24 protein-coding genes are annotated in these 22,129 nt (G+C 63.3%); 10 read left to right on the top strand and 14 right to left on the bottom strand.

Annotated features, from left to right (window positions below; translation table 11 throughout):
* Positions 1-26: 26 nt before the first annotated feature.
* Positions 27-1,625: a phosphoenolpyruvate carboxykinase gene (locus IE126_RS04255; RefSeq protein ID WP_054300766.1), complete on the bottom strand. Its 1,599-nt coding sequence runs from the start codon at positions 1,623-1,625 to the stop codon at positions 27-29.
* Positions 1,626-1,974: 349 nt separating this feature from the next.
* Here IE126_RS04255 and IE126_RS04250 point away from each other — a divergent pair, with 349 nt between their 5' ends.
* From IE126_RS04250 to IE126_RS04220, 7 genes are read left to right on the top strand one after another with little or no spacing between them, the layout of a single operon-like run.
* Positions 1,975-2,676, top strand: coding sequence for a response regulator transcription factor (locus IE126_RS04250; protein WP_054300765.1), 702 nt, complete (start codon positions 1,975-1,977; stop codon positions 2,674-2,676).
* A gap of 9 nt (positions 2,677-2,685) precedes the next feature.
* Positions 2,686-4,371, top strand: coding sequence for a sensor histidine kinase (locus tag IE126_RS04245; protein ID WP_189380247.1), 1,686 nt, complete (start codon positions 2,686-2,688; stop codon positions 4,369-4,371).
* Positions 4,349-4,807, top strand: a complete 459-nt coding sequence (locus IE126_RS04240; RefSeq protein WP_229825213.1) for an HPr kinase/phosphorylase — start codon at positions 4,349-4,351, stop codon at positions 4,805-4,807. The genes IE126_RS04245 and IE126_RS04240 overlap by 23 nt, the downstream gene beginning before the upstream one ends.
* Entirely contained in the window at positions 4,807-5,706 is a 900-nt protein-coding gene (gene rapZ, locus IE126_RS04235; protein ID WP_054300879.1) for an RNase adapter RapZ, read from the top strand. Before IE126_RS04240 ends, rapZ begins: the two co-directional genes overlap by 1 nt.
* A 16-nt stretch (positions 5,707-5,722) precedes the next feature.
* On the top strand, positions 5,723-6,142 hold the full coding sequence (locus tag IE126_RS04230) for a PTS sugar transporter subunit IIA (RefSeq protein ID WP_054300878.1): 420 nt from the start codon (positions 5,723-5,725) through the stop codon (positions 6,140-6,142).
* Positions 6,139-6,408: an HPr family phosphocarrier protein gene (locus IE126_RS04225; protein WP_054300763.1), complete on the top strand. Its 270-nt coding sequence runs from the start codon at positions 6,139-6,141 to the stop codon at positions 6,406-6,408. Before IE126_RS04230 ends, IE126_RS04225 begins: the two co-directional genes overlap by 4 nt.
* Before the next feature lie 59 nt (positions 6,409-6,467).
* Positions 6,468-7,274, top strand: coding sequence for a lysophospholipid acyltransferase family protein (locus IE126_RS04220; protein ID WP_189380352.1), 807 nt, complete (start codon positions 6,468-6,470; stop codon positions 7,272-7,274).
* 9 nt (positions 7,275-7,283) lie between these two features.
* Here the strand turns inward: IE126_RS04220 and IE126_RS04215 are convergent, their stop codons facing one another.
* Entirely contained in the window at positions 7,284-8,159 is an 876-nt protein-coding gene (locus tag IE126_RS04215; RefSeq protein WP_054300761.1) for a 3-hydroxybutyryl-CoA dehydrogenase, read from the bottom strand.
* Between the two features lie 159 nt (positions 8,160-8,318).
* Between IE126_RS04215 and IE126_RS04210 the strand changes: the two genes are divergently transcribed.
* Positions 8,319-9,134 (top strand): DUF6473 family protein, encoded by an 816-nt coding sequence (locus IE126_RS04210; protein WP_108128133.1) that lies wholly within the window; start codon positions 8,319-8,321, stop codon positions 9,132-9,134.
* Between the two features lie 54 nt (positions 9,135-9,188).
* Here the strand turns inward: IE126_RS04210 and IE126_RS04205 are convergent, their stop codons facing one another.
* From IE126_RS04205 to IE126_RS04180, 6 genes are all read right to left on the bottom strand, one after another.
* Positions 9,189-10,115, bottom strand: coding sequence for an electron transfer flavoprotein subunit alpha/FixB family protein (locus IE126_RS04205; protein WP_108128134.1), 927 nt, complete (start codon positions 10,113-10,115; stop codon positions 9,189-9,191).
* Complete coding sequence (locus tag IE126_RS04200; protein WP_054300877.1) at positions 10,115-10,876, bottom strand: electron transfer flavoprotein subunit beta/FixA family protein; 762 nt, start codon at positions 10,874-10,876, stop codon at positions 10,115-10,117. Before IE126_RS04200 ends, IE126_RS04205 begins: the two co-directional genes overlap by 1 nt.
* A gap of 154 nt (positions 10,877-11,030) precedes the next feature.
* Positions 11,031-11,603, bottom strand: a complete 573-nt coding sequence (locus IE126_RS04195; protein ID WP_054300758.1) for a cob(I)yrinic acid a,c-diamide adenosyltransferase — start codon at positions 11,601-11,603, stop codon at positions 11,031-11,033.
* Positions 11,603-11,815 carry a twin transmembrane helix small protein gene (locus IE126_RS04190; RefSeq protein ID WP_054300757.1) on the bottom strand — a complete coding sequence of 71 codons (213 nt, stop codon included), beginning with the start codon at positions 11,813-11,815 and terminating at the stop codon, positions 11,603-11,605. The genes IE126_RS04195 and IE126_RS04190 overlap by 1 nt, the downstream gene beginning before the upstream one ends.
* A gap of 80 nt (positions 11,816-11,895) precedes the next feature.
* Complete coding sequence (locus IE126_RS04185) at positions 11,896-12,729, bottom strand: SDR family NAD(P)-dependent oxidoreductase (protein ID WP_189380246.1); 834 nt, start codon at positions 12,727-12,729, stop codon at positions 11,896-11,898.
* A gap of 63 nt (positions 12,730-12,792) precedes the next feature.
* Positions 12,793-13,275, bottom strand: a complete 483-nt coding sequence (locus IE126_RS04180; protein ID WP_189380245.1) for an SH3 domain-containing protein — start codon at positions 13,273-13,275, stop codon at positions 12,793-12,795.
* A 139-nt stretch (positions 13,276-13,414) separates the two neighbouring features.
* Here IE126_RS04180 and IE126_RS04175 point away from each other — a divergent pair, with 139 nt between their 5' ends.
* Both IE126_RS04175 and IE126_RS26250 read left to right on the top strand, forming a co-directional pair.
* Positions 13,415-15,718 (top strand): DNA topoisomerase IV subunit A, encoded by a 2,304-nt coding sequence (locus IE126_RS04175; RefSeq protein ID WP_054300754.1) that lies wholly within the window; start codon positions 13,415-13,417, stop codon positions 15,716-15,718.
* Positions 15,719-15,798: 80 nt separating this feature from the next.
* Positions 15,799-16,713 carry a calcium-binding protein gene (locus IE126_RS26250; protein ID WP_054300753.1) on the top strand — a complete coding sequence of 305 codons (915 nt, stop codon included), beginning with the start codon at positions 15,799-15,801 and terminating at the stop codon, positions 16,711-16,713.
* 36 nt (positions 16,714-16,749) lie between these two features.
* On the opposite strand, the gene pheS is transcribed toward IE126_RS26250, so the two are convergent.
* From pheS to pyk, 6 genes are all read right to left on the bottom strand, one after another.
* On the bottom strand, positions 16,750-17,829 hold the full coding sequence (gene pheS / locus IE126_RS04165) for a phenylalanine--tRNA ligase subunit alpha (RefSeq protein ID WP_108128138.1): 1,080 nt from the start codon (positions 17,827-17,829) through the stop codon (positions 16,750-16,752).
* Between the two features lie 90 nt (positions 17,830-17,919).
* The gene (locus IE126_RS04160; RefSeq protein WP_189380244.1) at positions 17,920-19,335 is read right to left on the bottom strand and encodes an alanine/glycine:cation symporter family protein; all 1,416 of its coding nucleotides are present in this window, start codon (positions 19,333-19,335) and stop codon (positions 17,920-17,922) included.
* Between the two features lie 202 nt (positions 19,336-19,537).
* Positions 19,538-19,900, bottom strand: coding sequence for a 50S ribosomal protein L20 (rplT, locus tag IE126_RS04155; protein ID WP_054300751.1), 363 nt, complete (start codon positions 19,898-19,900; stop codon positions 19,538-19,540).
* Between the two features lie 12 nt (positions 19,901-19,912).
* Positions 19,913-20,113: a 50S ribosomal protein L35 gene (gene rpmI, locus IE126_RS04150; protein ID WP_054300875.1), complete on the bottom strand. Its 201-nt coding sequence runs from the start codon at positions 20,111-20,113 to the stop codon at positions 19,913-19,915.
* Positions 20,114-20,222: 109 nt separating this feature from the next.
* Positions 20,223-20,447: a hypothetical protein gene (locus tag IE126_RS04145; RefSeq protein ID WP_054300750.1), complete on the bottom strand. Its 225-nt coding sequence runs from the start codon at positions 20,445-20,447 to the stop codon at positions 20,223-20,225.
* A gap of 28 nt (positions 20,448-20,475) precedes the next feature.
* Positions 20,476-21,921 (bottom strand): pyruvate kinase, encoded by a 1,446-nt coding sequence (pyk, locus tag IE126_RS04140; protein ID WP_108128140.1) that lies wholly within the window; start codon positions 21,919-21,921, stop codon positions 20,476-20,478.
* Positions 21,922-22,129: the final 208 nt, after the last annotated feature.

Below are 22,129 nucleotides of genomic sequence, written 5' to 3'. Positions count from 1 at the left end.
GGCCCTTCTTCAAGATCGGGTGGGCCTCAGCCGATGGCGGCGGCCTTCACGTCCTGGTCGATATAGGGCACATATTGCCCGAAGTTTTCGGCGAACATCGACACCAGTTTGGCGGCCTGCGCATCATAGGCGGCCTTGTCGGCCCAGGTTTCCCGCGGGTTCAGCAGGGTCGCATCGACGCCCGGCACCGAAACCGGCACCTCGAAGCCAAAGTTCGGGTCCTTGCGGAATTCGACCTTCGAGAGCGAGCCGTCCAGCGCGGCGGTCAGCAGTGCGCGGGTCGCCTTGATCGGCATGCGCTTGCCGGTGCCGTGCTTGCCGCCGGTCCAGCCGGTGTTCACAAGCCAGCACTCAGCGCCGTGCTGCGCGATCTTCTCTTGCAGCAGCTTGCCATAAACCTCGGGGCGGCGCGGCATGAAGGGCGCACCGAAGCAGGTCGAGAAGGTCGGGGTCGGCTCGGTTACGCCACGCTCGGTTCCCGGCGTCTTCGAGGTGAAGCCCGACAGGAAGTGATACATCGCCTGCGCCGGGGTCAGCCGCGCGATGGGCGGCAGCACGCCGAACGCATCGCAGGTGAGCATGATCACGTTCTTCGGATGGCCGCCCATGCCATTGTCCGAAGCATTCGAGATGTAATCCAGCGGGTAGGCGCAGCGCATGTTCTGCGTCAGGCTGGCATCATCGAAATCCAGCTCCAGCGTCTCGGGATCGTAGACCATGTTCTCGATCACGGTGCCGAACTTCGAGGTGGTGCCATAGATCTCCGGCTCGGCTTCGGCCGAGAGGTTGATCGTCTTGGCGTAGCAGCCGCCTTCGAAGTTGAAGGTGCCCTTGTCCGACCAGCCATGTTCATCATCACCGATCAGGATGCGCGACGGATCGGCGGAAAGCGTGGTTTTGCCGGTGCCGGACAGGCCGAAGAACACGGCAGTATCCTCGGGGTTGCCAATCGCATGGTTGGCCGAGCAATGCATCGCCATCACGCCCTTTTCGGGCAGGATGTAGTTCAGCAGGGTGAAGACCGATTTCTTGTTCTCGCCGGCATAGGCGGTATTGCCGATCAGGATGAGCTTCTTTTCGAAGTTCAGCGCGATCACGGTTTCCGAGCGGCAGCCGTGTTTGGCGGGGTCGGCCTTGAAGCTGGGGCAGTTGATGATGGTGAATTCCGGCACGAAGCTGTCAAGCTCGGCCCGGTCGGGGCGGCGCAGCAGGTGACGGATGAACAGGCCATGCCAGGCGAGTTCGGTCACGACGCGCACATCCAGCCGATGCTCGGGGTCGGCCCCGGCATAGAGATCCTGCACGAAATAGTCGCGGCCCTTCATGTGTTCCAGCATGTCGGCATAGAGGCGGTCGAACGCCTCCGGTGCCATGGCGGCATTGTTTTCCCACCAGATCGTGTTTTCCACCCCGGGGGTGCGGACCACATGCTTGTCCTTGGGCGAGCGGCCGGTGAACTGGCCGGTGGTGCAGAGGAATGCACCGCCCTTGCCCAGACGCCCTTCGCCGCGCTGCACCGCCGCTTCGACAAGCGAGGGTTCGATGAAGTTGTAATAGACCGTTCCCAGACCGCTGATGCCTTGGGTTTCCAGCGTTTGGCTGGGGTTCACGCGTCCATGCGTCATTGTGCAAGCTCCCGGTGCCGCAAGTGCGGCGTCTTCAGGTTCACGTCGGCAGTCAGGGCCAAAAGACTACCGGTCGGCCCGGACGGGCGGGTCGACACCCGCGCTATAACACGACCGTTTCGTGACGGAACAGCGCCCTTTGCATCGGTTAGCGCAACCAAGTACGGTTTAGCGCAACCATTTGTCGTCGGAACCTCAAGGTGAGACATATTAGTCATTCCTTGAACCTTTCGGGCCGATGCTTGGGGCGCTGGCGGTCCTGATTCGTGATTTCCTGTTGATTCTGGAACAAGGAAAAACCACAATGTTGTCAAAATTCATAACAACGAGCAGTACGGGAAAACCCTAGATGTCCAGGATCGCCCTTGTGGACGACGACAGGAATATCCTGACGTCGGTTTCCATGACTCTTGAGGCCGAAGGCTTTGAGGTCGAAACTTATAATGACGGTCAATCCGCGCTTGATGCCTTCAACCGGCGCCTGCCCGATATGGCGGTGCTTGATATCAAGATGCCCCGGATGGATGGTATGGATCTGCTGCAACGGCTGCGGCAGAAGACCAGCATGCCGGTGATTTTTCTTACCTCCAAGGACGATGAGATTGACGAGGTGCTGGGCCTGCGGATGGGCGCTGACGATTATGTCAAGAAGCCCTTCAGCCAGCGCCTGCTGGTCGAGCGTATCCGCGCGCTGCTGCGGCGGCAGGAGGTGATCGCCACCGGCGAGGTCGCGGTGACCGAGGAAAACAAGATCATGGAGCGCGGGCAGCTTCGGATGGATCCGCTGCGGCATGCGGTGGCCTGGAAGGGGCAGGACGTGTCGCTGACGGTGACCGAATTCCTGCTGCTCCAGGCACTTGCCCAGCGGCCCGGCTTCGTGAAAAGCCGCGATCAGCTGATGGATGTGGCCTATGACGATCAGGTCTATGTCGACGACCGCACGATCGACAGCCATATCAAGCGCCTGCGCAAGAAAATGCGCGCGGCCGATCCCGACTTCTCGGCAATCGAGACGCTGTATGGCATCGGCTACCGCTATAATGAGGAGTGAGCGTCGGCCATGACCGTCGCGCAGCGGATCGGCACGAACCGGCAGGAAAACGGCACGCGCAAAAGCGAGGTGCTGATCGGTGAAGATTGGGAAAAGCCCGAGGCTCTGGCCGAGCTGGAGCTGCGGGCCCGCAGTTCCCGGCGCGGGCTTGTGGCGCTGAACCATTCTCCGCTGGCCCGCAAGATCGTGATCTTCAACATGATGGCGCTGGTCATCATGGTCGCCGGGGTTCTGTTCCTGAATCCTTTCCGCGACAGCCTGGTGCTGCAACGCGAACAGGGGCTGGTGACTGAGGCACAGCTTTCGGCCCGCGTGTTCGAGGCCAGGCTGGCGGATGGTGGCGTGCTGGATGCGGCGCTGCCGGTCGCGCCTGATCTTGGTCCGGGGGTCGAAATGCATGTCTTCGACGCCACCGGGGCGGTGGTGGCACGGGGCTGGGGCACCGCGCTTCCGGTACTGGAGGATGCGCGGGCAACGATCATCACCGATTTTCTGAACCGGTCGTGGGACTGGGTCTCCAATCTTCTGACTACGCATGAGCCGCAACCGGGAGCGCCGGATGGCGAGGCCCTGGCGCGCGCGTTGCTGCCGGTTGCGCAGGCGGGGGAGACGGCGGTGGATACCGCGCGGACATCGGAGGGCGGCACTGTATTCTCTGTCGCCACGCCGATCCGCCAGAACGGCACCGTTGTGGGGGTTCTGGCCCTGACTTCTGCTGAGGGCGAGATTGACCGGCTGGTCCGCTATGAACGTGAGCAGGTGTTGCAAATGTTCATTATCGCGCTGCTGGTTTCGGTCGGGCTGAGCCTTGTTCTTGCCTCGACCATTGCCAATCCGCTCAACGATCTGGCAACCGCGGCGGAACTGGGGCGCGACCGCGATGCCCGCAAGATGGCGCCGGGGCGTGTCCGCATTCCGGACCTGACCGCGCGCCCGGATGAAATCGGCCGTCTGTCGATTGCCATGCGCGGCATGGTTGCGGCGCTTTACGACCGGATCGACGCCAACGAACAGTTTGCGGCCGATGTGTCACACGAGATCAAGAACCCGCTTGCCAGCCTGCGTTCAGCGGTCGCCTCGCTGCATCTGGCGAAGCGCGATGACCAGCGTGTCCGCCTGCTGGAGGTGATTGACCATGACGTACGCAGGCTCGACCGGCTGGTCAGCGACATCTCCAATGCCTCGCGGCTGGACAGTGAACTGGTCAAGGAAGACGAAGAAGAGTTCAATCTTCTCAAAACCCTGTCGAACCTGACCGAATATCTGTCGCAGGAGGCCGTGGCGAAACAGGTCGAGTTCATCACCGACCTGCCACCCGACCCGATCATCATTCGCGGCCTCGAAGGCCGACTGGCGCAGGTTTTCGTCAACCTGATCACCAACGCGATTTCCTTCTGCGACGAAGGTGATGCCGTGCGGGTCTGGGCGCGGCGGCGGGATAACCGCGTGCTGGTAGTGGTAGAAGATACCGGGCCGGGCATTCCCGAAGCGGCGCTGACCAAGGTGTTCAAGCGCTTCTATTCGGAACGGCCGCAGGGGGATTTTGGCAATCACTCTGGCCTTGGTCTTGCGATTTCCAAGCAGATCGTCGAGGCGCATGGCGGCGTGATCTGGGCCGAGAACATCCGCCCGACCGACGCCGATATCACCTCCGAGCCACTGGGGGCCCGTTTTGTCGTCGGCCTCCCGGTCTGACGGCGGGGGCGCGGCGCCGTCCGGGCTGATCCATGGCTCCTGTGTTGCGGTCGGCGGGCAGGGGCTGTTGATCCTTGGGCCGTCAGGCAGCGGCAAATCCAGCCTCGCGTTGCGTATGATGGCATCGGGGGCCACGCTGGTCGCCGATGACCAGGTTCAGATGCGGCGCGAGGGGGAGGATGTGATCGCCTCTCCGCCCCCCCGTCTTGCCGGCATGATCGAGGCGCGTGGCGTCGGCCTTCTGCATGCGGCGCATGTAAGTGGGGTGAAACTGCGGCTGGTGACCGACCTGTCGCGCCCCGAGACGGATCGGCTGCCGCCGCAGCGACACATCCCCGTGCTTGGTCGTGCGCTCGACCTTGTGTTGGGGTGCGGTAACCCTCATCTTGAATATGCGCTTCTGCAATGGTTGCGGGGCGAAGGAAGGGTTGGATGATGGACGGCGCCACCGCCAAATCGGGGGATTTCCGCATCGTGCTGGTGACCGGCCCGTCGGGTGCCGGTCGGTCCACGGCCATTCACGCTCTGGAGGATCTGGGCTATGAGGTCATCGATAACCTACCGCTGAGCCTGATCCCGCGCGTGCTGGATGGCCCGCCGCTGGGGCGGCCTATCGCGCTGGGCATTGACGTCCGCAACCGCGAGTTCAGTGCAACGGCGCTGATCGAGCTGGTCGATACGCTGACCGCCGACCCCTGGGTGGATCTGGAGCTTCTGTATCTGGATTGCGCACCGGCCGAACTGATCCGCCGATATTCGGAAACCCGGCGGCGGCATCCGCTTGCCGCAGCGGAAACCCCGGCCTTGGGCATCGACCGCGAGATTGATCTGCTGGCACCGATTCGCGTTCGCGCCGACCATCTGATCGACACGACCGAGATGTCACCGCATGATCTGAAGGCCGAGATCGCGGAATGGTTTCGTGGCGAAGGGGCGCCAGGACTTGCGGTTTCGCTGCAAAGCTTCAGCTACAAACGCGGGGTGCCGCGCGGGCTGGACATGATCTTTGATTGCCGGTTTCTCAACAATCCGCACTGGCAGCCCGAATTGCGCGCTCTGGACGGGAGAAATCCGCAGGTTGCGGCTTATGTGGCCGACGATCCGCGATTTCAGGAATACACGTCAAAATTGCGGGATCTGATCCTGTTTCTTCTGCCGGAACAAACGGCCGAAGGGAAGGCGCATCTGAGTATCGGCTTCGGCTGTACCGGCGGGCAACATCGTTCTGTCGCCGTAGCGGAATTCATGGCCAATGCACTTGCAGAAGCCGGCTGGGCGGTGTCAAAACGACACAGGGAACTTGAAAGACGGTCCGCCGGGGGGCGACCGCAATGATCTGGGTGATCGGGGTTTGATCGGTATTGTGATCGTGGCGCACGGCGGTCTGGCACGGGAGTATCTCGCTGCTGTCGAACACGTCGTGGGCGCGCAGCAGGCAATGAGCGCCATTGCCATCGAGGACGAACACGACCGTGGCGCCAAATCGGCCGAGATTTGCGCTGCTGCCGACGCAGTGGACCGGGGCGAGGGCGTCGTGGTGGTGACCGATATGTTCGGTGGATCGCCGTCGAACCTGTCGCTTCCCGCCTGTGCCGCGCGCAACCGGCGCATTCTTTATGGTGCGAACCTGCCCATGCTGATCAAGCTGACCAAATCACGCGACCTTCCGCTTGCGGAAGCGGTAAGTCTGGCGCTGGACGCCGGGCGCAAGTATATCAACAGCCTTGATCTGGGCGGGGAACCCGCGCCGGGGCAGGGGGGGAATGCATGATCAGTCGCGAGTTGCGCATCGTCAACGAGAAGGGGCTGCATGCCCGCGCTTCGGCCAAGTTCGTGGAATGTGTCGAGGAATATGATGCGCGCGCCGAGGTTTCCAAAGACGGAATGACGGTTTCAGGTGACTCGATCATGGGTCTTCTGATGCTGGGTGCCTCGCGCGGGACGTCGATTTCTGTCGTGACCGAAGGCCCGCAGGCCGAGGCGCTGTGCGAGGCCCTGTCGGCTCTGGTCGCCAACCGCTTTGGCGAAGACAGGTGACGGGGCCGAAAACCGTGACCGAACCCACCCCGCGCCCGACGGACGAGCGCCAGTATGACATGCGCCGCCTGTCCTATGCAGGCACTTTCACGAATCCGTTCAAGGCTGGCACGATCCGCGCGATTGAATGGCTGACGGCCAAAATCACGCTCCTGCGGCTGATCCGTCAGTTCGAGCGTTCGGGTGCCCCCTTTGGCGCCCCGTTCTGGCCCAAGGCGATCCGCCAGATGGGGATCGAGATCCAGACCCCGCCTGAAGAGATTGCCCGTATTCCTGCGACCGGCCCTGTGGTTGTGGTGGCCAACCATCCGCATGGTCTGGTCGACGGCATGGTGATGGCTGAAATGGTGTCGCGCGTGCGGCCGGATTTCAAGATCCTGACCCGCTCGCTGCTGACAGGCATCCCCGAGATCGAGGAATTCATGATCCCGGTCCCCTTCCCGCATGAGGAAAACGCGCGCGAGGCGGGGCTGGAGATGCGGGCGCTGACCATGGCGCATCTTAAGCGTGGCGGGCTGGTCATCCTGTTCCCGGCGGGCAAGGTGGCGGTATCAGAGGGCTGGTTCGGTCCGGCGATCGAGCCGGAATGGAACCCCTTCACCCACAAGATGATCATGCGTTCCGGCGCAACGGTAGTGCCGATCCATTTCACCGGGCAGAACAGCCGCGCCTATCAGATTGCCGACAAGTTGTCGGCGACGCTCCGGCAGGGGCTGCTGCTTTATGAAATCAAGCGCGCGCTGTTCAAGCCGCAGCGCCCTTTCATCGGGCAGCCGATCCCGCCCGAGGCGCTGAAGGAATGGGAAAGCAACCCGCGTGGCTTCCTTGCCTGGCTGCGGCAGCTGACCCTCGATCTTGGACGCTGAGCCGAAGGCTCAGCGCGTCGGGACCGGCGTGTCTCCCCGGTAATCATAGAAGCCCCGGCCGGATTTGCGGCCCAGCCAGCCCGCCTCCACATACTTCGTCAGCAGCGGGCAGGGACGGTATTTCGTATCCGCCAGCCCGTCATGCAGTACGTTCATGATGGCGAGGCAGGTATCCAGCCCGATGAAATCCGCCAGCTCCAGCGGACCCATCGGGTGATTGGCACCCAGCTTCATCGATTCGTCGATGGAGCGGACGTTGCCCACGCCCTCATACAGCGTATAGACCGCCTCGTTGATCATCGGCACCAGAATGCGGTTCACGATGAAGGCCGGGAAATCCTCGGCCGAGGCGGCGGTTTTGCCCAGTTTGTTCACCACGGCCAGCAGCGCCTCATAGGTCGGCTGGTCGGTGGCGATGCCACGGATCAACTCTACCAACTGCATCACCGGCACGGGGTTCATGAAGTGGAACCCCATGAACTTTTCCGGGCGGTCGGTCCGGCTGGCGAGGCGCGTGATGGAAATGGACGAGGTGTTCGAGGTCAGGATTGTCGTAGGTTTCAGATGCGGCAGCAGCGCGTCGAAAATCTGCTGCTTGACCGTTTCACGCTCAGTTGCCGCCTCGATCACCAGATCGGTCTGGCCCAGATCCGTCAGGGTCAGCGTGGTCTTGATGCGCGCCATGGCGGCGGCCTTGTCCTCGGCCGAAACCTTGCCCCGTCCGACCTGACGCTCAAGGTTCTTGTCGATGGTGGTGACAGCCTTTTCAAGGCTTTCGGCACTGATGTCGTTCAGCAGCACCTCATAGCCCGCCAGCGCAAACACATGCGCGATCCCGTTGCCCATCTGTCCGGCGCCGATCACGCCCACCGTCTCGATTGTCATTCACGCCTCCACCAGTGTCCCCGGAACCTTATGCGCGGGAACGGGATGGGCGCAAGCCGGGAACGGATACAAGAAATTTGAAGCGAATGCCGGGGTTAGCGGTTTGGCAAGAACTGCGGCGCAATCTGGACGCGGGTGTAAAAGACATGGGTGGGACCAATGAGTTTTACTGGACCGGGCGCTGGTGCGCCGGATTATGCGCCATGCCGGTATGGCGCGTCGAAGCTGAGCTTCCGCGGGCCAGCCGCGCGGCTGGATCAACCCTACTGGGCGATGCTGGGCGGGACGATGACCTACGGAAAATTCGTCGAACATGCCTATCCGGCGCTGGTTGCCCGCGCGACAGGTCATACTGTTGTGAATCTGGGGATCCCCAACGCGGGCGTCGACGCCTATCTGGGGGACCCGGAAGTGCTTGCCATCGCGGCAGGCGCCGAGGCGGTGGTGCTTCAGATTCCAGGGGCGCAGAATCTGAGCAATCGTTACTACCGGGTGCATCCCCGGCGCAATGATCGCTTTCTGACCGCGCGCCCTTTGCTGCGGATGCTGTTCCGCGAGGTCGACTTTACCGAGTTCAACTTCACCCGGCATATGCTGACCGAATTGCGCCGGGTCTCTCCCCTTCGGTTCGAGCGTGTTGCCGATGAGTTGCGCGCTGCCTGGCTGGAGCGGATGCACGCGCTGATCGAAGTGCTGGCGGTGCCGGTGACGCTGCTATGGGCGGGGGAGAACCCGCCACCGGACGGCGGTTTGGACATGGCAGCCGACCCGCTGCTGGTGACACGGGCCATGGTGGATGCGCTGCGGCCCGCGACAGCGGCCTATGCCGAGGTCATCATCAGCGCAGAGGCGCGGGCGCAGGGGACAGAGGGAATGTTGTTTTCCGCGCTGGATCTGCCCGCTGCCCGGCTGTTGCCGGGGCCTGCCGCGCATGCAGAGGTCGCGGCGCATCTGGCGGCCTTGTTGGCGCGATAAGAAATGAAAAGGCCGCGCAGATCGCGCGGCCTCTCCTTCACATCCCTTTTGGGATCAGAGTTTGTCGGTCATTTCCGGTACGGCGGTGAAGAGGTCCGCGACGAGGCCGTAGTCTGCGACCTGGAAGATCGGGGCTTCTTCATCCTTGTTGATGGCGACGATGACCTTCGAGTCCTTCATGCCGGCGAGGTGCTGGATGGCGCCCGAGATGCCGACGGCGACATAAAGCGCGGGGGCGACGACCTTGCCGGTCTGACCCACCTGCCAGTCGTTCGGCGCATAGCCCGAATCGACGGCCGCGCGCGAGGCGCCCACAGCAGCGCCGAGCTTGTCGGCCAGCTTTTCGATCAGCGCGAAATCGGCTTCCGAGCCTACACCGCGGCCGCCCGAGACGACGATCTTCGCCGAGGTCAGTTCCGGGCGATCCGACGCCGCCACCTTGTCTTCCACCCAGGACGACAGCCCCTCGGCCGTCGCACCCGAGACCTTCTCGACCGACGCCGAACCGCCGGTGCCCGCCGCCGCGAAAGCCGCCGTACGCACGGTGAAGACCTTCACCTTGTCGCCGGATTTCACGGTCTGGATGGCGTTGCCCGCATAGATCGGACGCTCGAACGTGTCGGCGTCGACCACGGCGGTCACATCCGACAGCACCATTACATCGAGCAGCGCCGCGACGCGCGGCAGCACGTTCTTCGCCGCAGCGGTCGCCGGGGCGCAGATGTGGCTGTAGTTGCCGGCCAGACCCACAACCAGAGCCGCCGTCGCTTCAGCCATGCCATGGCAATAGTCGTGCCCGTCGGCGAAGAGTACCTTGGTCACGCCGGCAAGGCCCGCAGCCTCGGTCGCTGCCGCATCGCCGCCTTCACCGGCCACGAGAACGTGGATTTCGCCCAGACCGGCTACGGCCGTCAAGGTTTTCGCAACCGAATCGGTGGCAAGCTGGCCACCATTCACATCGGCCAGAAGGAGAACAGCCATCAGATCACCCCCGCTTCGTCTTTCAGTTTCGCGATCAGCTCGTCGACCGAACCGACCTTCACGCCTGCCTTCCGCCCGGCGGGTTCGACGGTCTTCACCACGGTCAGGCGCGGTGTGACGTCGACGCCGAAATCGGCAGCGGTCTTTTCTTCCAGCGGCTTCTTCTTCGCTTTCATGATGTTCGGAAGCGAGGCATAGCGCGGCTCGTTCAGGCGCAGGTCCACGGTCACAACTGCGGGCAGCTTCACCTTGATGGTCTGAAGCCCGCCGTCGACCTCGCGCGTCACCGTCGCGCTGTCGCCGTCCACCGCCAGTTCACTGGCGAAGGTCGCCTGCGACCAGCCCAGAAGCGCCGACAGCATCTGGCCGGTGGCGTTCATGTCATTGTCGATCGCCTGCTTGCCGGCCAGAACCAGACCCGGCTCTTCGGCCTTCACCACGGCTGCGAGGATCTTCGCAACCGCCAGCGGCTCGATGTCGGTATGCACGTCCGAAGCCGCCTCGACCAGGATCGCGCGGTCCGCGCCCATTGCCAGCGCCGTCCGCAGCGTTTCCTGCGCCTGCTTCACGCCAATGGACACCACGACGATCTCCGACGCGGTCCCCTTTTCCTTCAGACGGATCGCCTCTTCCACCGCGATCTCGTCAAACGGGTTCATCGACATCTTCACATTCGCCAGATCAACCCCGCTCCCGTCCGCTTTCACGCGAACCTTCACGTTGTAGTCAATCACGCGTTTGACAGGTACCAAAACCTTCATCAGCGGCAATCTCCCAGATTCCCGACCCCGCGGGGTCTTTCCAAGCTCTCCGCAGCGTTGTTAGCCCGTGCCGCATCCGGAAAACAATCCAAAAGCGACGCGGTGATGGCGCACGACGCCGCGTCATTGACGTTAGGTCAGGCCCCCCGCGCGCTTAACGCGACTGGCCTGGCACCCAGAGGATGTCGGCCCGGCCATCATCATTCGCGATGCGGGCGGCAACGAAAAACCAGTCGCTGAGGCGATTGAGGTATTTCACGGCTTCCGGGTTCACATCCTCGACCCCTGCAAGTTCCACCGCCAGCCGTTCAGCCCGGCGCGATACCGTGCGGCAGAGGTGCAGACAGGCGGCAAGCGCGCTGCCCCCCGGCAGGATGAAGCTGCGCAGCGGCTCCAGCTTCGCGTTCATCGCGTCGATCTCGGTCTCCAGCCGGGCGACCTGGGTGGCGATGATGCGCAGGGGCACATAGCCGGCCTCGTGATCCTTCGCCATATCGGGGCGGCACAGATCGGCGCCCAGATCGAACAGATCATTCTGAATGCGCTTCAGCGCCGCGTCCATGTCGCCGGTCGCGTGCAGCCGGGCCAGTCCGATGGTCGCATTGGTTTCATCCACCGTGCCATAGGCCTGCACGCGGGCATCATGCTTGGCAACCCGCGCACCGTTTCCAAGCGCGGTCTGTCCCGCGTCGCCGGTCCGGGTGTAGATTTTCGACAGAACGACCATCACATGCCTCCACGTTGATGCAGCCATGCGAAAAGAACGATCAGCAGCACCGCGATGGCTTGCGCGATGATGCGATAGCGCATCAGGCGGTTGGCATGTTTGCGGTTGAAATCGCCGCCCTTGGCAAAGCCGCCAATACCGATCATCAGCACGATCAGCACGACAAAGCTTGCCCCGGCGGCAAGCAGGAAAAGCGGGTCTTTCAGAAGCATGGCATTTCCTTCCTGAGCTTGCCGCAGATGTAGCGACCCCGGCGCGAAAGGCGAGGGCTTTCTTGTCCCGGGGCCTGATTTCAGCCCTTGGCGATCAGCCAGTCCAGTACCCGCGTCGGCAGGATCCGGCGCGCGGCGCCCATCAGATGCGTGGCTTTGGTGACATAGTAGCGCGGACGCGGGCGCGGGCTTTCCAGCGCGTGAATCAGTTTTGCGGTGACGGCGGAGCAGGGCAGTTCAAACAGGTCGGGCCTGGTGCGTTCGTTGTAAAGGCGGCCAAGAAGCGTGCGATATTCCTCGGCGCGGGCCGAATTTTCCCAATCGATCCACTTCTCGAAATGCGGGATCGAGTTCTGACGGATGCGGGTGGGAATCGGGCCCGGCTCGATCAGGATGACCTCGATGCCGGTGCCCTGCATCTCGATCCGCAGCACATCGGTCAGCCCTTCCAGCGCGAATTTCGTGGCAACATAGGCGCCGCGCCATTTCATCCCGACCAGTCCGAGGACCGAGGAACAGTTGACGATTCGTCCATGTCCCTGCGCCCGCATCAACGGGATCACCCGGCGGTTGAGGTCGTGATACCCGAACAGATTGACCTCGAAAATTTCGCGCAGCGCGGCGCGGGGCAGGTCTTCGGTCGCACCGGGACAGGCAAAGGCGCCGTTGTTGTAAAGCGCGTCCAGCCGTCCGCCGGTGCGGCTTTTTACCTCGTCCACGGCGGCCGCGATGCTGGCCTCGTCAGCATAGTCCAGCACGAAGCTTTCCAGTCCCTCGCCGCGCAGACGGGCGCAATCGGCCTCCTGCCTGCAGGTGGCAAAGACGCGCCAGCCGCGTGCTTTCAAACCCCGCGCTGCATCAAGCCCGATGCCGGACGAACAGCCTGTGATCAGGACGGTACGGGGGGTGGTCATACGCTGCTCCGGGGTTTTTCCCCGGATTAGGCGCTGACCGGGCGCATTGCAATGCGCTTGGAGTCAGGGGGCGGTAGCGGACAGCAGATCGCCCGAGACGAAGCCGGAAATCCCGTCCCCCTCGATCACGATATGAACCCAGCCGTTATCCTCGACCCACATGACGCGGATCGCCTCGCCACGGGTCAGACGTTCGACCACGGGAAACTCCGTGGATGGCCCTTCGCGCACATTCACCGCGCGGGCGCTGACATAGCGAATCTCTGCCTCGGGCTCGGTCGCTTCCGGTTCGGGCAGTTCGGCCACGGGTTTGATCAGAGGCAGCACGACAGGAAGATGGGCGGCGGCGGGTTGTGCCGCGGCCCCGGGGGTATAGGCGGCTTCAATCACCGCAGCCGGTTGTGCCGGGCTTGTGATCCGTGCGGCGGGCGCTTTGGCAGGGCTGTCCTGTGCGACAAGACCAGGGCGCAATTGGCCGTGATCCTCTCCTCCGATAAGGAGAATGGCGAACATTCCCGCGCAAAGAAAAGCCAGCAGCCGCAGCATCACAAATCCCAACCTGAATCACTCGGACCTGCCCGCATTATCACAGAAGTTTACGGTTTCGTGTGGAAAAAAGCGGCGGTTTTCCCCCTGACGGCAAATCCGGCTGGACCGGCGCGCGGGCCGCGATTACACCACATCCATGAGCAAGGAACCCGAGACCCCCAAGATCGAGCCCGTCACCGTGTCGGAGCCGCTGCGCCGCGCCATCGGCGAGCGCTATCTGACCTATGCGTTGTCGACCATCATGCACCGGGCGCTGCCTGATGCGCGCGACGGGTTGAAGCCGGTGCATCGGCGGATTCTCTGGGCGATGCGGCGGCTGCGGCTCAGCCCGACGGGCGGGTTTCTGAAATCCGCCAAGATCGCGGGCGACACGATGGGGGACTTTCACCCCCATGGCGATGCGGCGATCTATGACGCGATGGTGCGGCTCGCGCAGGATTTCAACATGCGCTATCCGCTCGTCGACGGGCAGGGCAACTTTGGCAATATCGACGGCGACAATGCCGCCGCCAGCCGTTACACGGAGGCGCGGATCACCGCGCTGACCGAGGCGCTGATGGAAGGGATCGACGAAACCGCCGTTGATTTCCGCCCGAACTATGATGGCCGTCTGGAAGAGCCTGCGGTGCTGCCTTCGGCCTTCCCGAATCTTCTGGCCAACGGCGCCAGCGGCATTGCGGTCGGTATGGCGACCAATATCCCTCCGCATAACCTGCACGAGCTGATCGATGCCTGTCAGGCGATGATTGCCGACCCCGATGTGTCGGACGAGGAACTGGTGAAGCTGGTGCCTGGCCCCGATTTCCCGACCGGCGGTGTGATCGTGGAACCGCGCGACAGCATCCTTGACGCCTATCGCACGGGGCGCGGGGCTTTCCGCCTGCGCGCCCGCTGGGCGGTGGAGGATCTGGGGCGCGGCCAGTGGCAGATCGTCGTGACCGAGATCCCCTATCAGGTGCAGAAATCCAAGCTGATCGAGCGTCTGGCCGAGGTCATCACCACAAAGAAGGTGCCCGCTCTGGCCGATGTGCGTGACGAAAGCGCCGAGGATGTGCGCATCGTGCTGGAACCGCGCGTTCGCACCATTGATCCTGACATGCTGATGGGGATGCTGTTCAAGAACAGCGATCTTGAGGTCCGCTTCAGCCTGAACATGAACGTGCTGATCGACGGGCGTGTGCCGAAAGTGTGCAGCCTGAAGGATGTGCTGCGCGCTTTCCTCGATCACCGGCGCGAGGTTCTGACCCGCCGCACCCAGCACCGGATCGAGAAGATCGACCACCGGCTTGAAATCCTTGAAGGGTTCATCATCACCTTCCTGAACCTCGACCGGGTGATTGACATCATCCGCTATGACGAGGACCCGAAGGCGGCGCTGATGGCCGAAAGCTGGGGCAAGAAGCACCGGCGGGCGACCTCTGAGGCCGATTATGTGCCGCCGAAACCCGGCAAGGGTGAACTGACCGAAGTGCAGGCCGAAGCCATTCTCAACATGCGGCTGCGCAGTCTGCGCCGGCTGGAAGAGATGGAACTTGTTGCCGAACGGGATGAACTGCGCGCCGAACGCGAGGATCTGATGGCCCTTCTGGGTGATCCGGGCCTGCAATGGCAGCGTATCGGCCGTGATCTGGCCGGGGTGCAGGTGCAATTCGGCAAGAATACCGAGGCAGGCCGCCGTCGCAGCACCTTCGCCGATCTGGCCGAGGTCGAGGAAGTGCCGCTGGAGGCCATGATCGAGCGCGAGCCGATCACGGTGATCTGCTCCAGGATGGGCTGGATCCGGGCCATGAAAGGCCACCAGCCGCTCGACATCGACGCCAAGTTCAAGGATGGCGACGAGGGCCGCTTCATCTTCCATGCCGAGACGACGGACCGGATTCTGGTCGTTGGCGCCAATGGCCGCTTCTACACGCTGCTGGGGGCCAATCTGCCGGGCGGACGTGGTATGGGCGAACCCGTGCGCCTGATGATCGACCTGCCGAACGACGCCGATATCACCGATCTCATGGTGTGGCGCGGGGGAGAAAAGCTTCTGGTGGCCTCGACCGCCGGAGACGGGTTCATCGTGCCTTCGGACGAGGTGGTGGCCCAGACGCGCGCGGGCAAGCAGGTTCTGACCGTAAAGGATGGCATCCGCACCGCGCTTTGCCGCCGCATCCGGGGCGATCATGTCGCTGTGGTGGGCGAAAATCGCAAATTGCTGGTTTTCCCACTGTCCGAACTGCCGGAAATGGCGAAGGGCAAGGGCGTCAGGTTGCAAAAGTACAAGGATGGCGGGCTGAGCGATGCCATCACCTTCTCGCTTGCGGACGGCCTGAGCTGGAAAGACCCGGCAGGTCGCACGAGGACGGAAACCGATCTGACCCAGTGGAAGGGTGGCCGAGCCGCTGCGGGCGCCATGGCGCCCCGTGGCTTCCCCCGCGACAACCGTTTTACCTGATCAGGGGAAATCGGAGTAAAACCAGTTGACGCATCACCCTCGGGGCGCGACCATTCGCACCGATATTTCAGGAGGGCGTGATGGCGCGACTGGTTTTTACTCCGAATCGGGCGGTTCCCTATTTCGATATGTTCGAAATCCGCTCGTCTTTTTCTGAGCGGGTTTTTGGCTATGATTTCGTGAATGCCCAGAGCACGGCGCTGACCGTCTACGATTCCGGCTCGGATTCGCTGACCTTTTCGGGGCGGGGGCTGGCTTATCAGTTTTCCGGTGCCAATCTGGTCGCCGTTACCGGCGGGCGGCTGCAAGGGATTACATGGAAGGTCGATGGCGATACCGTGCTGAAGCTGAGCGGCCTCAGCATCCCGGCGGCGCAGTTTGCAGATCATCTGATCCGCGACGATTCGGCAGCAGCGGTGAACAAGCTTCTTGCCGGGAATGACACGATCATCGCCGGGGCAGGCAGTGACGCCCTTCTTGCTGGCGGGGGGCGCGACCGGGTTGAGGCGCGGGGCGGCGATGATCGCGTTTATGGCGGCGCAGGCAGCGACACGTTGCTGGGGCAGGCGGGCAGCGACAATCTGGTCGGGGAGGCCGGGAATGATCGTCTGTCAGGCGGCAGCGGCAATGATGCCCTGTCCGGCGGTGCGGGGCATGATACGCTGATTGGCGGTGCGGGATCGGATCAGTTCGTCTTCGATACCCGTCCGGGGGACGCGCATTTTGACACGATCCAGGATTTCCAGTCTTCGCGCGACATGATCCTGCTCGACAATGATGTCTTCAGGGCATTCAGCATGATCGGCGGCAGCCTGCCGGAGGATATGCTGACCTTCGGTCTGCGCGCCCGCGATGCCGATGATCACCTGATCTATCACCGGGCGAGCGGCAGGCTCTGGTATGATGCGGACGGGGTGGGCGGCCGGGCCAAGGTGCTGGTGGCCGAAGTGACGGATGGCACCCGGCTCAATGCCGATCACTTCCAGATCATCTGACTGCAAATGAAAAGGGCGCCCGTGGGCGCCCTTGGCTCAGCGGCTGAGGCCACCGGGCAGGTCCGGCAGATCCAGCGCGGCAAAGCCGTAATGGCGCAGCCAGCGCAGATCGGCCTCGAAGAAGGCGCGCAGGTCGGGGATGCCGTATTTCAGCATCGCGATGCGGTCGATCCCCATGCCGAAGGCGAAGCCCTGCCATTCGTCCGGGTTCACCCCGGCGGCGGCCAGCACCTTGGGATGCACCATGCCAGAGCCCAGAATCTCCATCCACTTGTCGCCTTCGCCGATCTTCAGCTGACCGCCGACATTGGAATAGCGGATGTCCACCTCGGCGGAAGGTTCGGTGAAGGGGAAGTGGCTGGCGCGGAAGCGCAGCTCGACCTTGTCGACCTCGAAGAAGGCGCGGCAGAATTCCTCCAGCACCCATTTGAGGTTCGCCATCGAAATGTCGCGGTCGATCGCCAGCCCCTCGACCTGATGGAACATCGGGGTGTGGGTCTGGTCCATGTCCATGCGGTAGACGCGGCCCGGCGCGATGACGCGGATCGGGGCGCCCTGATCCATCATGGCGCGGATCTGTACCGGCGAAGTATGGGTGCGCAGCACATGCGGCGGGCGGTTGTCGCCCTCGGCGCGGTGCATGAAGAAGGTATCATGCTCCTGCCGGGCAGGGTGCTCCGGCGGAATGTTCAGCGCGTCGAAGTTGTACCAGTCGCTTTCGACCTGCGGGCCTTCGGCGACCGAGAATCCCATGTCGGCGAAGATTGCAGTCAGTTCGTCCATCACCTGGCTGACCGGGTGGATGGTGCCGGTACGGCGCGGCCGGCCGGGCAGGGTGACGTCCAGCCACTCGGCTTTCAGCCGTTCATCCAGCGCCGCATCGGACAGCGCCGACTTGCGGGCGCGCAGCGCGGCGTCGATTTCGGTCTTCAGCACGTTCAGTGCGGCGCCGGAGCTTTTGCGCTCTTCCGGGTCCATTTTGCCCAGCGTCGCCATCAGCGCCGAAATCTCGCCCTTCTTGCCAAGGGCAGCCAGTCGCACCTCTTCCAGCGCGGTCTCGTCGGCGGCACCGGCGACTGCCTCGATATACTTGCCACGAAGTTCGCTCAGGTCCATGTCCGCCTCCGCTTCTTGCGGCATCGTGCTAGCGGGGCAGGGGCGGATTTGCAAGGGCGAGGCGCCGTGCCCCGCCCCTGCAATGTGGTGTCACTTCCAGATTTCCGGCTCGACCCCGCGTGCGAGGTCCGGATGTTCGGCAATATGGAAACGCGGCTCCTGCCCCGCCTTGCGCTGCGCAAGGTAGTCGCGGGTCAGCGCGGCGACCACGCCCGACAGGGCGACAATGGCGATCAGGTTGATCGTCGCCATCAGCCCCATTGAGGCATCGGCGAAGTCGAACACCGTGGCAACCGCCTGAAGCGCCCCCCAGATCACCATGATCAGCACCAGACCGCGCAGGCCGGTCAGGGCCCCCTTGTGGCCCAGGCCGAGAAACTCCATCGCACTTTCGCAATAGGCGTAATTGCCGATGATCGAGGTGAAGGCGAAGAAAAAGATCGCCACTGCCACGAAGATCGCGCCGAAACTGCCGAAGTGATGGGTCAGCGCGGCCTGGGTCAGCGCCGTGCCGGTTACACCGTTCGTCGGATCCAGCACGCCCGACAGCAGGATCATCACGGCGGTTGCGGTGCAGACCAGCAGCGTGTCGATGAACACGCCCAGCGACTGCACGAAGCCCTGGCTGGAGGGGTGGTGCGGCGCCGGGCTGGCGGTGGCCGCGATGTTCGGGGCAGACCCCATGCCAGCTTCGTTCGAGAACAGGCCGCGCTTGATACCGTTCAGCGCCGCAGCCGCAATTCCGCCTGCGAAGCCACCCGCCGCCGCGCCAAAGCCGAAGGCACTGGCGAAGATCTGGCCCAGCACGCCTGGAACAGCGCCGATGTTCATGACCAGAACCACGATGGCCAGCAGCAGATAGACCCCGGCCATGAACGGCACCACAATTTCGGCCACACGGGCGATCTGGCGCACACCCCCAAAGATCACGACGCCGGTCAGCACCGCGACAAGCAGGCCGGTGGCAAGCTTCGGCAGGCCAAATGCGCCTGCGAAGGCGTCGGCGATGGAATTGGCCTGAACGGCATTGAACACCAGCCCGAACGAGATGATCAGACAGACCGAGAAGATGGCACCCAGCCACGGCAACCCAAGCCCGCGCGAAATGTAGAAGGCCGGGCCGCCGCGATAAATGCCGCCCTCGGCGCCATGGGTCTTGTAAAGCTGGGCCAGCGTGCTTTCGGCGTAAGCGGTCGCCATACCGACCAGCGCCACCATCCACATCCAGAAGATCGCGCCGGGGCCGCCCAGATACAGTGCAACCGCCACACCCGCGATATTGCCGGTGCCCACGCGCGAGGCGAGGCTCACGGTCAGCGCCTGGAAGGGCGAAATCCCGTCTCTGTCGGTCGCGCCCGAACCCATCACGCAGCGGAACATCTCGGCGAAATGGCGAAACTGAAGAAAGCCGAGTCGCACAGTGAAGAAGGCACCAACAGCCAGAAGGCCATAAATCAGGACATAGCCCCAGAATATTGTGTTCAGAAACCCGATGATTGCTGTCATGCGAACTGTCCTTTCGCTTTTGTCGCCACGGGGCCAGCGCGGCGGAACCATGCTCCCTGTTACCGGGATGCACCCTTTGGCAGAGGCTGGCAAAGGGTTTTCGCCATCTGGCCGAGAGGTGATGGAGTGTTTTTGGCTTTCGGACATGAAAAAGCCCCCGCCGGGACCCGGCGGGGGCTTGCATTCAGCAGGGCTGAACCGATCAGGCCAGCGCGGCCTTGGCTTGCGCGGCGATGGCGTTGAATGCCTCCGGCTCGTGCACGGCCAGATCGGCCAGAACCTTGCGGTCCACCTCGATCCCGGCTTTCGCCAGACCGTTAATGAAGCGCGAATAGGTCATCTCGATGTCATACAGACGCACGGCGGCGTTGATGCGCTGAATCCACAGGGCGCGGAAGTTGCGCTTGCGGGCCTTGCGGTCGCGGGTCGCATACTGGTTGGCCTTGTCGACGGCCTGGGTCGCGGTGCGGAAGTTGGTCGAGCGGGCGGCGTAGTAGCCCTTCGCGGCCTTGATGACCTTGCGGTGGCGGGCGTGGGTGACCTTGCCGGATTTGACGCGGGACATATCTGGCGCTCCTTAGCGGTTATACGGCATGTATTTTTTGACGATCTTCTCATCGGCGTCGCACAGGATCATGGTCCCGGATGCATCGCGGATGAACTTCGTCGAGCGCTTGATCATGCCGTGGCGCTTGCCTGCCACACCAGCCTTGACACGGCCCGAGGCGGTGAAGCTGAAGCGCTTCTTGGCCGCCGATTTGGTCTTCATCTTGGGCATTTCCATCTCCTCGTTGAGGGTGAACGCGCGACTCGGCAATGCCACACCGGCCGGCCGCGCGGGGATAGAGCGGGCCGTATAGGGCCCTGTCGGGAAAAGTGCAAGTGGGTCAGTGCCGGAACTGGCCGATGACACGGTAGAAGGCGTTCGGAATGTCGCGCACCTCGTAGCCGCCGGGCTTCTTGGTGAAGGCAAAGACAATCAGAACACCCGCGATCAGCACGGTGATGGAGGCCGCGCGCGGGGCGCGGCCATCGCTGAAGGCGGAAACCATCGCTGGAACGGCCAGAACCGCAAGCACGATGCCAATGACAAGCAACAGATCGGGATTCACGCGGCCACCTCCGGGTTACCGGGGCAGATTACTCGGCCTCGGCGCGGTGAATCAACCGTTCATCACAGGGGGCGACGCGCAGGATGTTGGTCGTGCCCGGCACGTTGAAGGGCACACCTGCCGTGACGACGATATGTTCCTTCTCGGTCGCGAAGCCCTGCTCGCGCGCTGCGCGAACCGCCGAGATGACGGCGCCCTTGAAACGGTCCTGTTCCTCGGTGATCACGCAATGCGTGCCCCAGGTCAGGCACAGCCTGCGTGCGGTGCCCACCAGCGGGGTCAGACCGATGATCGGCACGCGCGGGCGTTCCCGCGCCACGAGGCTGACCGTCGTGCCCGACTGGCTGAAGCAGCAGATCGCCTTGATGTCCGCGGATTCGGCAATCTCGCGCGCGGCGGCAACGATCCCGTCGGCAACCGATGTGCGCACCACCTTGCGGCTGGCCTCGATCACGTCGCGGTAGGTGCTGTCGCTTTCCACGCTGATGGCCACGTTGTTCATCGTGGTCACCGCCTCGATCGGGTAGCTTCCGGCGGCGCTTTCGGCGGACAGCATGATGGCGTCGGCGCCTTCATAGATCGCGGTTGCCACGTCCGAGACCTCGGCCCGCGTCGGCACCGGGCTTTCGATCATGGATTCGAGCATCTGCGTCGCCACGATCACCGGCTTGGCAGCGGCGCGGGCCTTGCGGATCAGGCGTTTCTGGATCGGCGGCACGGCATGGACCGGCAGTTCCACGCCCAGATCGCCACGCGCGACCATGATGCCATCGGCCACCGCCAGAATGCTGTCATAGACCTGCACTGCGGCGGGTTTTTCGATCTTGGCCAGAATGGCGGCTCGGCCATTGGCCAATGCACGCGCCTCGATCACATCCTCGGGGCGCTGCACGAAGCTGAGCGCAAGCCAGTCCACGCCCAGTTCGCAGACGAATTCCAGGTCCTTGCGGTCTTTCTGCGACAGCGCGGCCAGCGGCAGCACCACGTCGGGCACGTTCACGCCCTTGCGGTTGGAAATCGTGCCGCCCACCGTCACGGTGCAATCGGCGAAATCCTTGCCGCAGGCCTCGACCTTGAGGCGGATCTTGCCGTCGTTGATCAGAAGCGAGGCTCCGGCTTCCAGCGCCGCGAAAATCTCGGGGTGGGGGAGCTGCACGCGCGTCGCATCGCCCGGCGCATCGCTCAGGTCCAGACGGAAGCTTGCGCCTTCCTCCAGTTCCTCGGAATCATTGGCAAAGGTGCCCACCCGCAGTTTCGGCCCCTGAAGGTCGGCGAGAATGGCGATGGGGCGGCCGGTATCGGCCTCGATCTGGCGGATGATCTGATGCCGGGCGCGGATGTCTTCATGCGCGCCATGGCTCATATTCAGGCGGAAGACATCGGCACCCGCCTCGAACAGCTTGCGGATCATTTCATAATCCGACGAGGCCGGGCCCAGGGTGGCCACGATCTTGACATTGCGCATGCGTCTCATTCCAGCAAGTCCTTGGTTCTTCGCGCGCGTCTCGGCGGCGGTCGTTTGCGTCGGGCCGCGTCCCTTATGGCCGAATTTCGGTCTTCGGGCAATGCTGCGCATGTTAGCGTTAACATTGGCATGCAGCAAGGGAAAAGGCGGCAAATCCGCTTCGCCATTCCCTTTCGCGGGCCAATCCCCTAATGCAAATGACGCTACAGGATGACGC

Source organism: Gemmobacter nanjingensis (assembly GCF_014652195.1).
Taxonomy (GTDB): domain Bacteria; phylum Pseudomonadota; class Alphaproteobacteria; order Rhodobacterales; family Rhodobacteraceae; genus Gemmobacter; species Gemmobacter caeni.
This window is presented reverse-complemented; position numbering and strand designations above follow the sequence as displayed.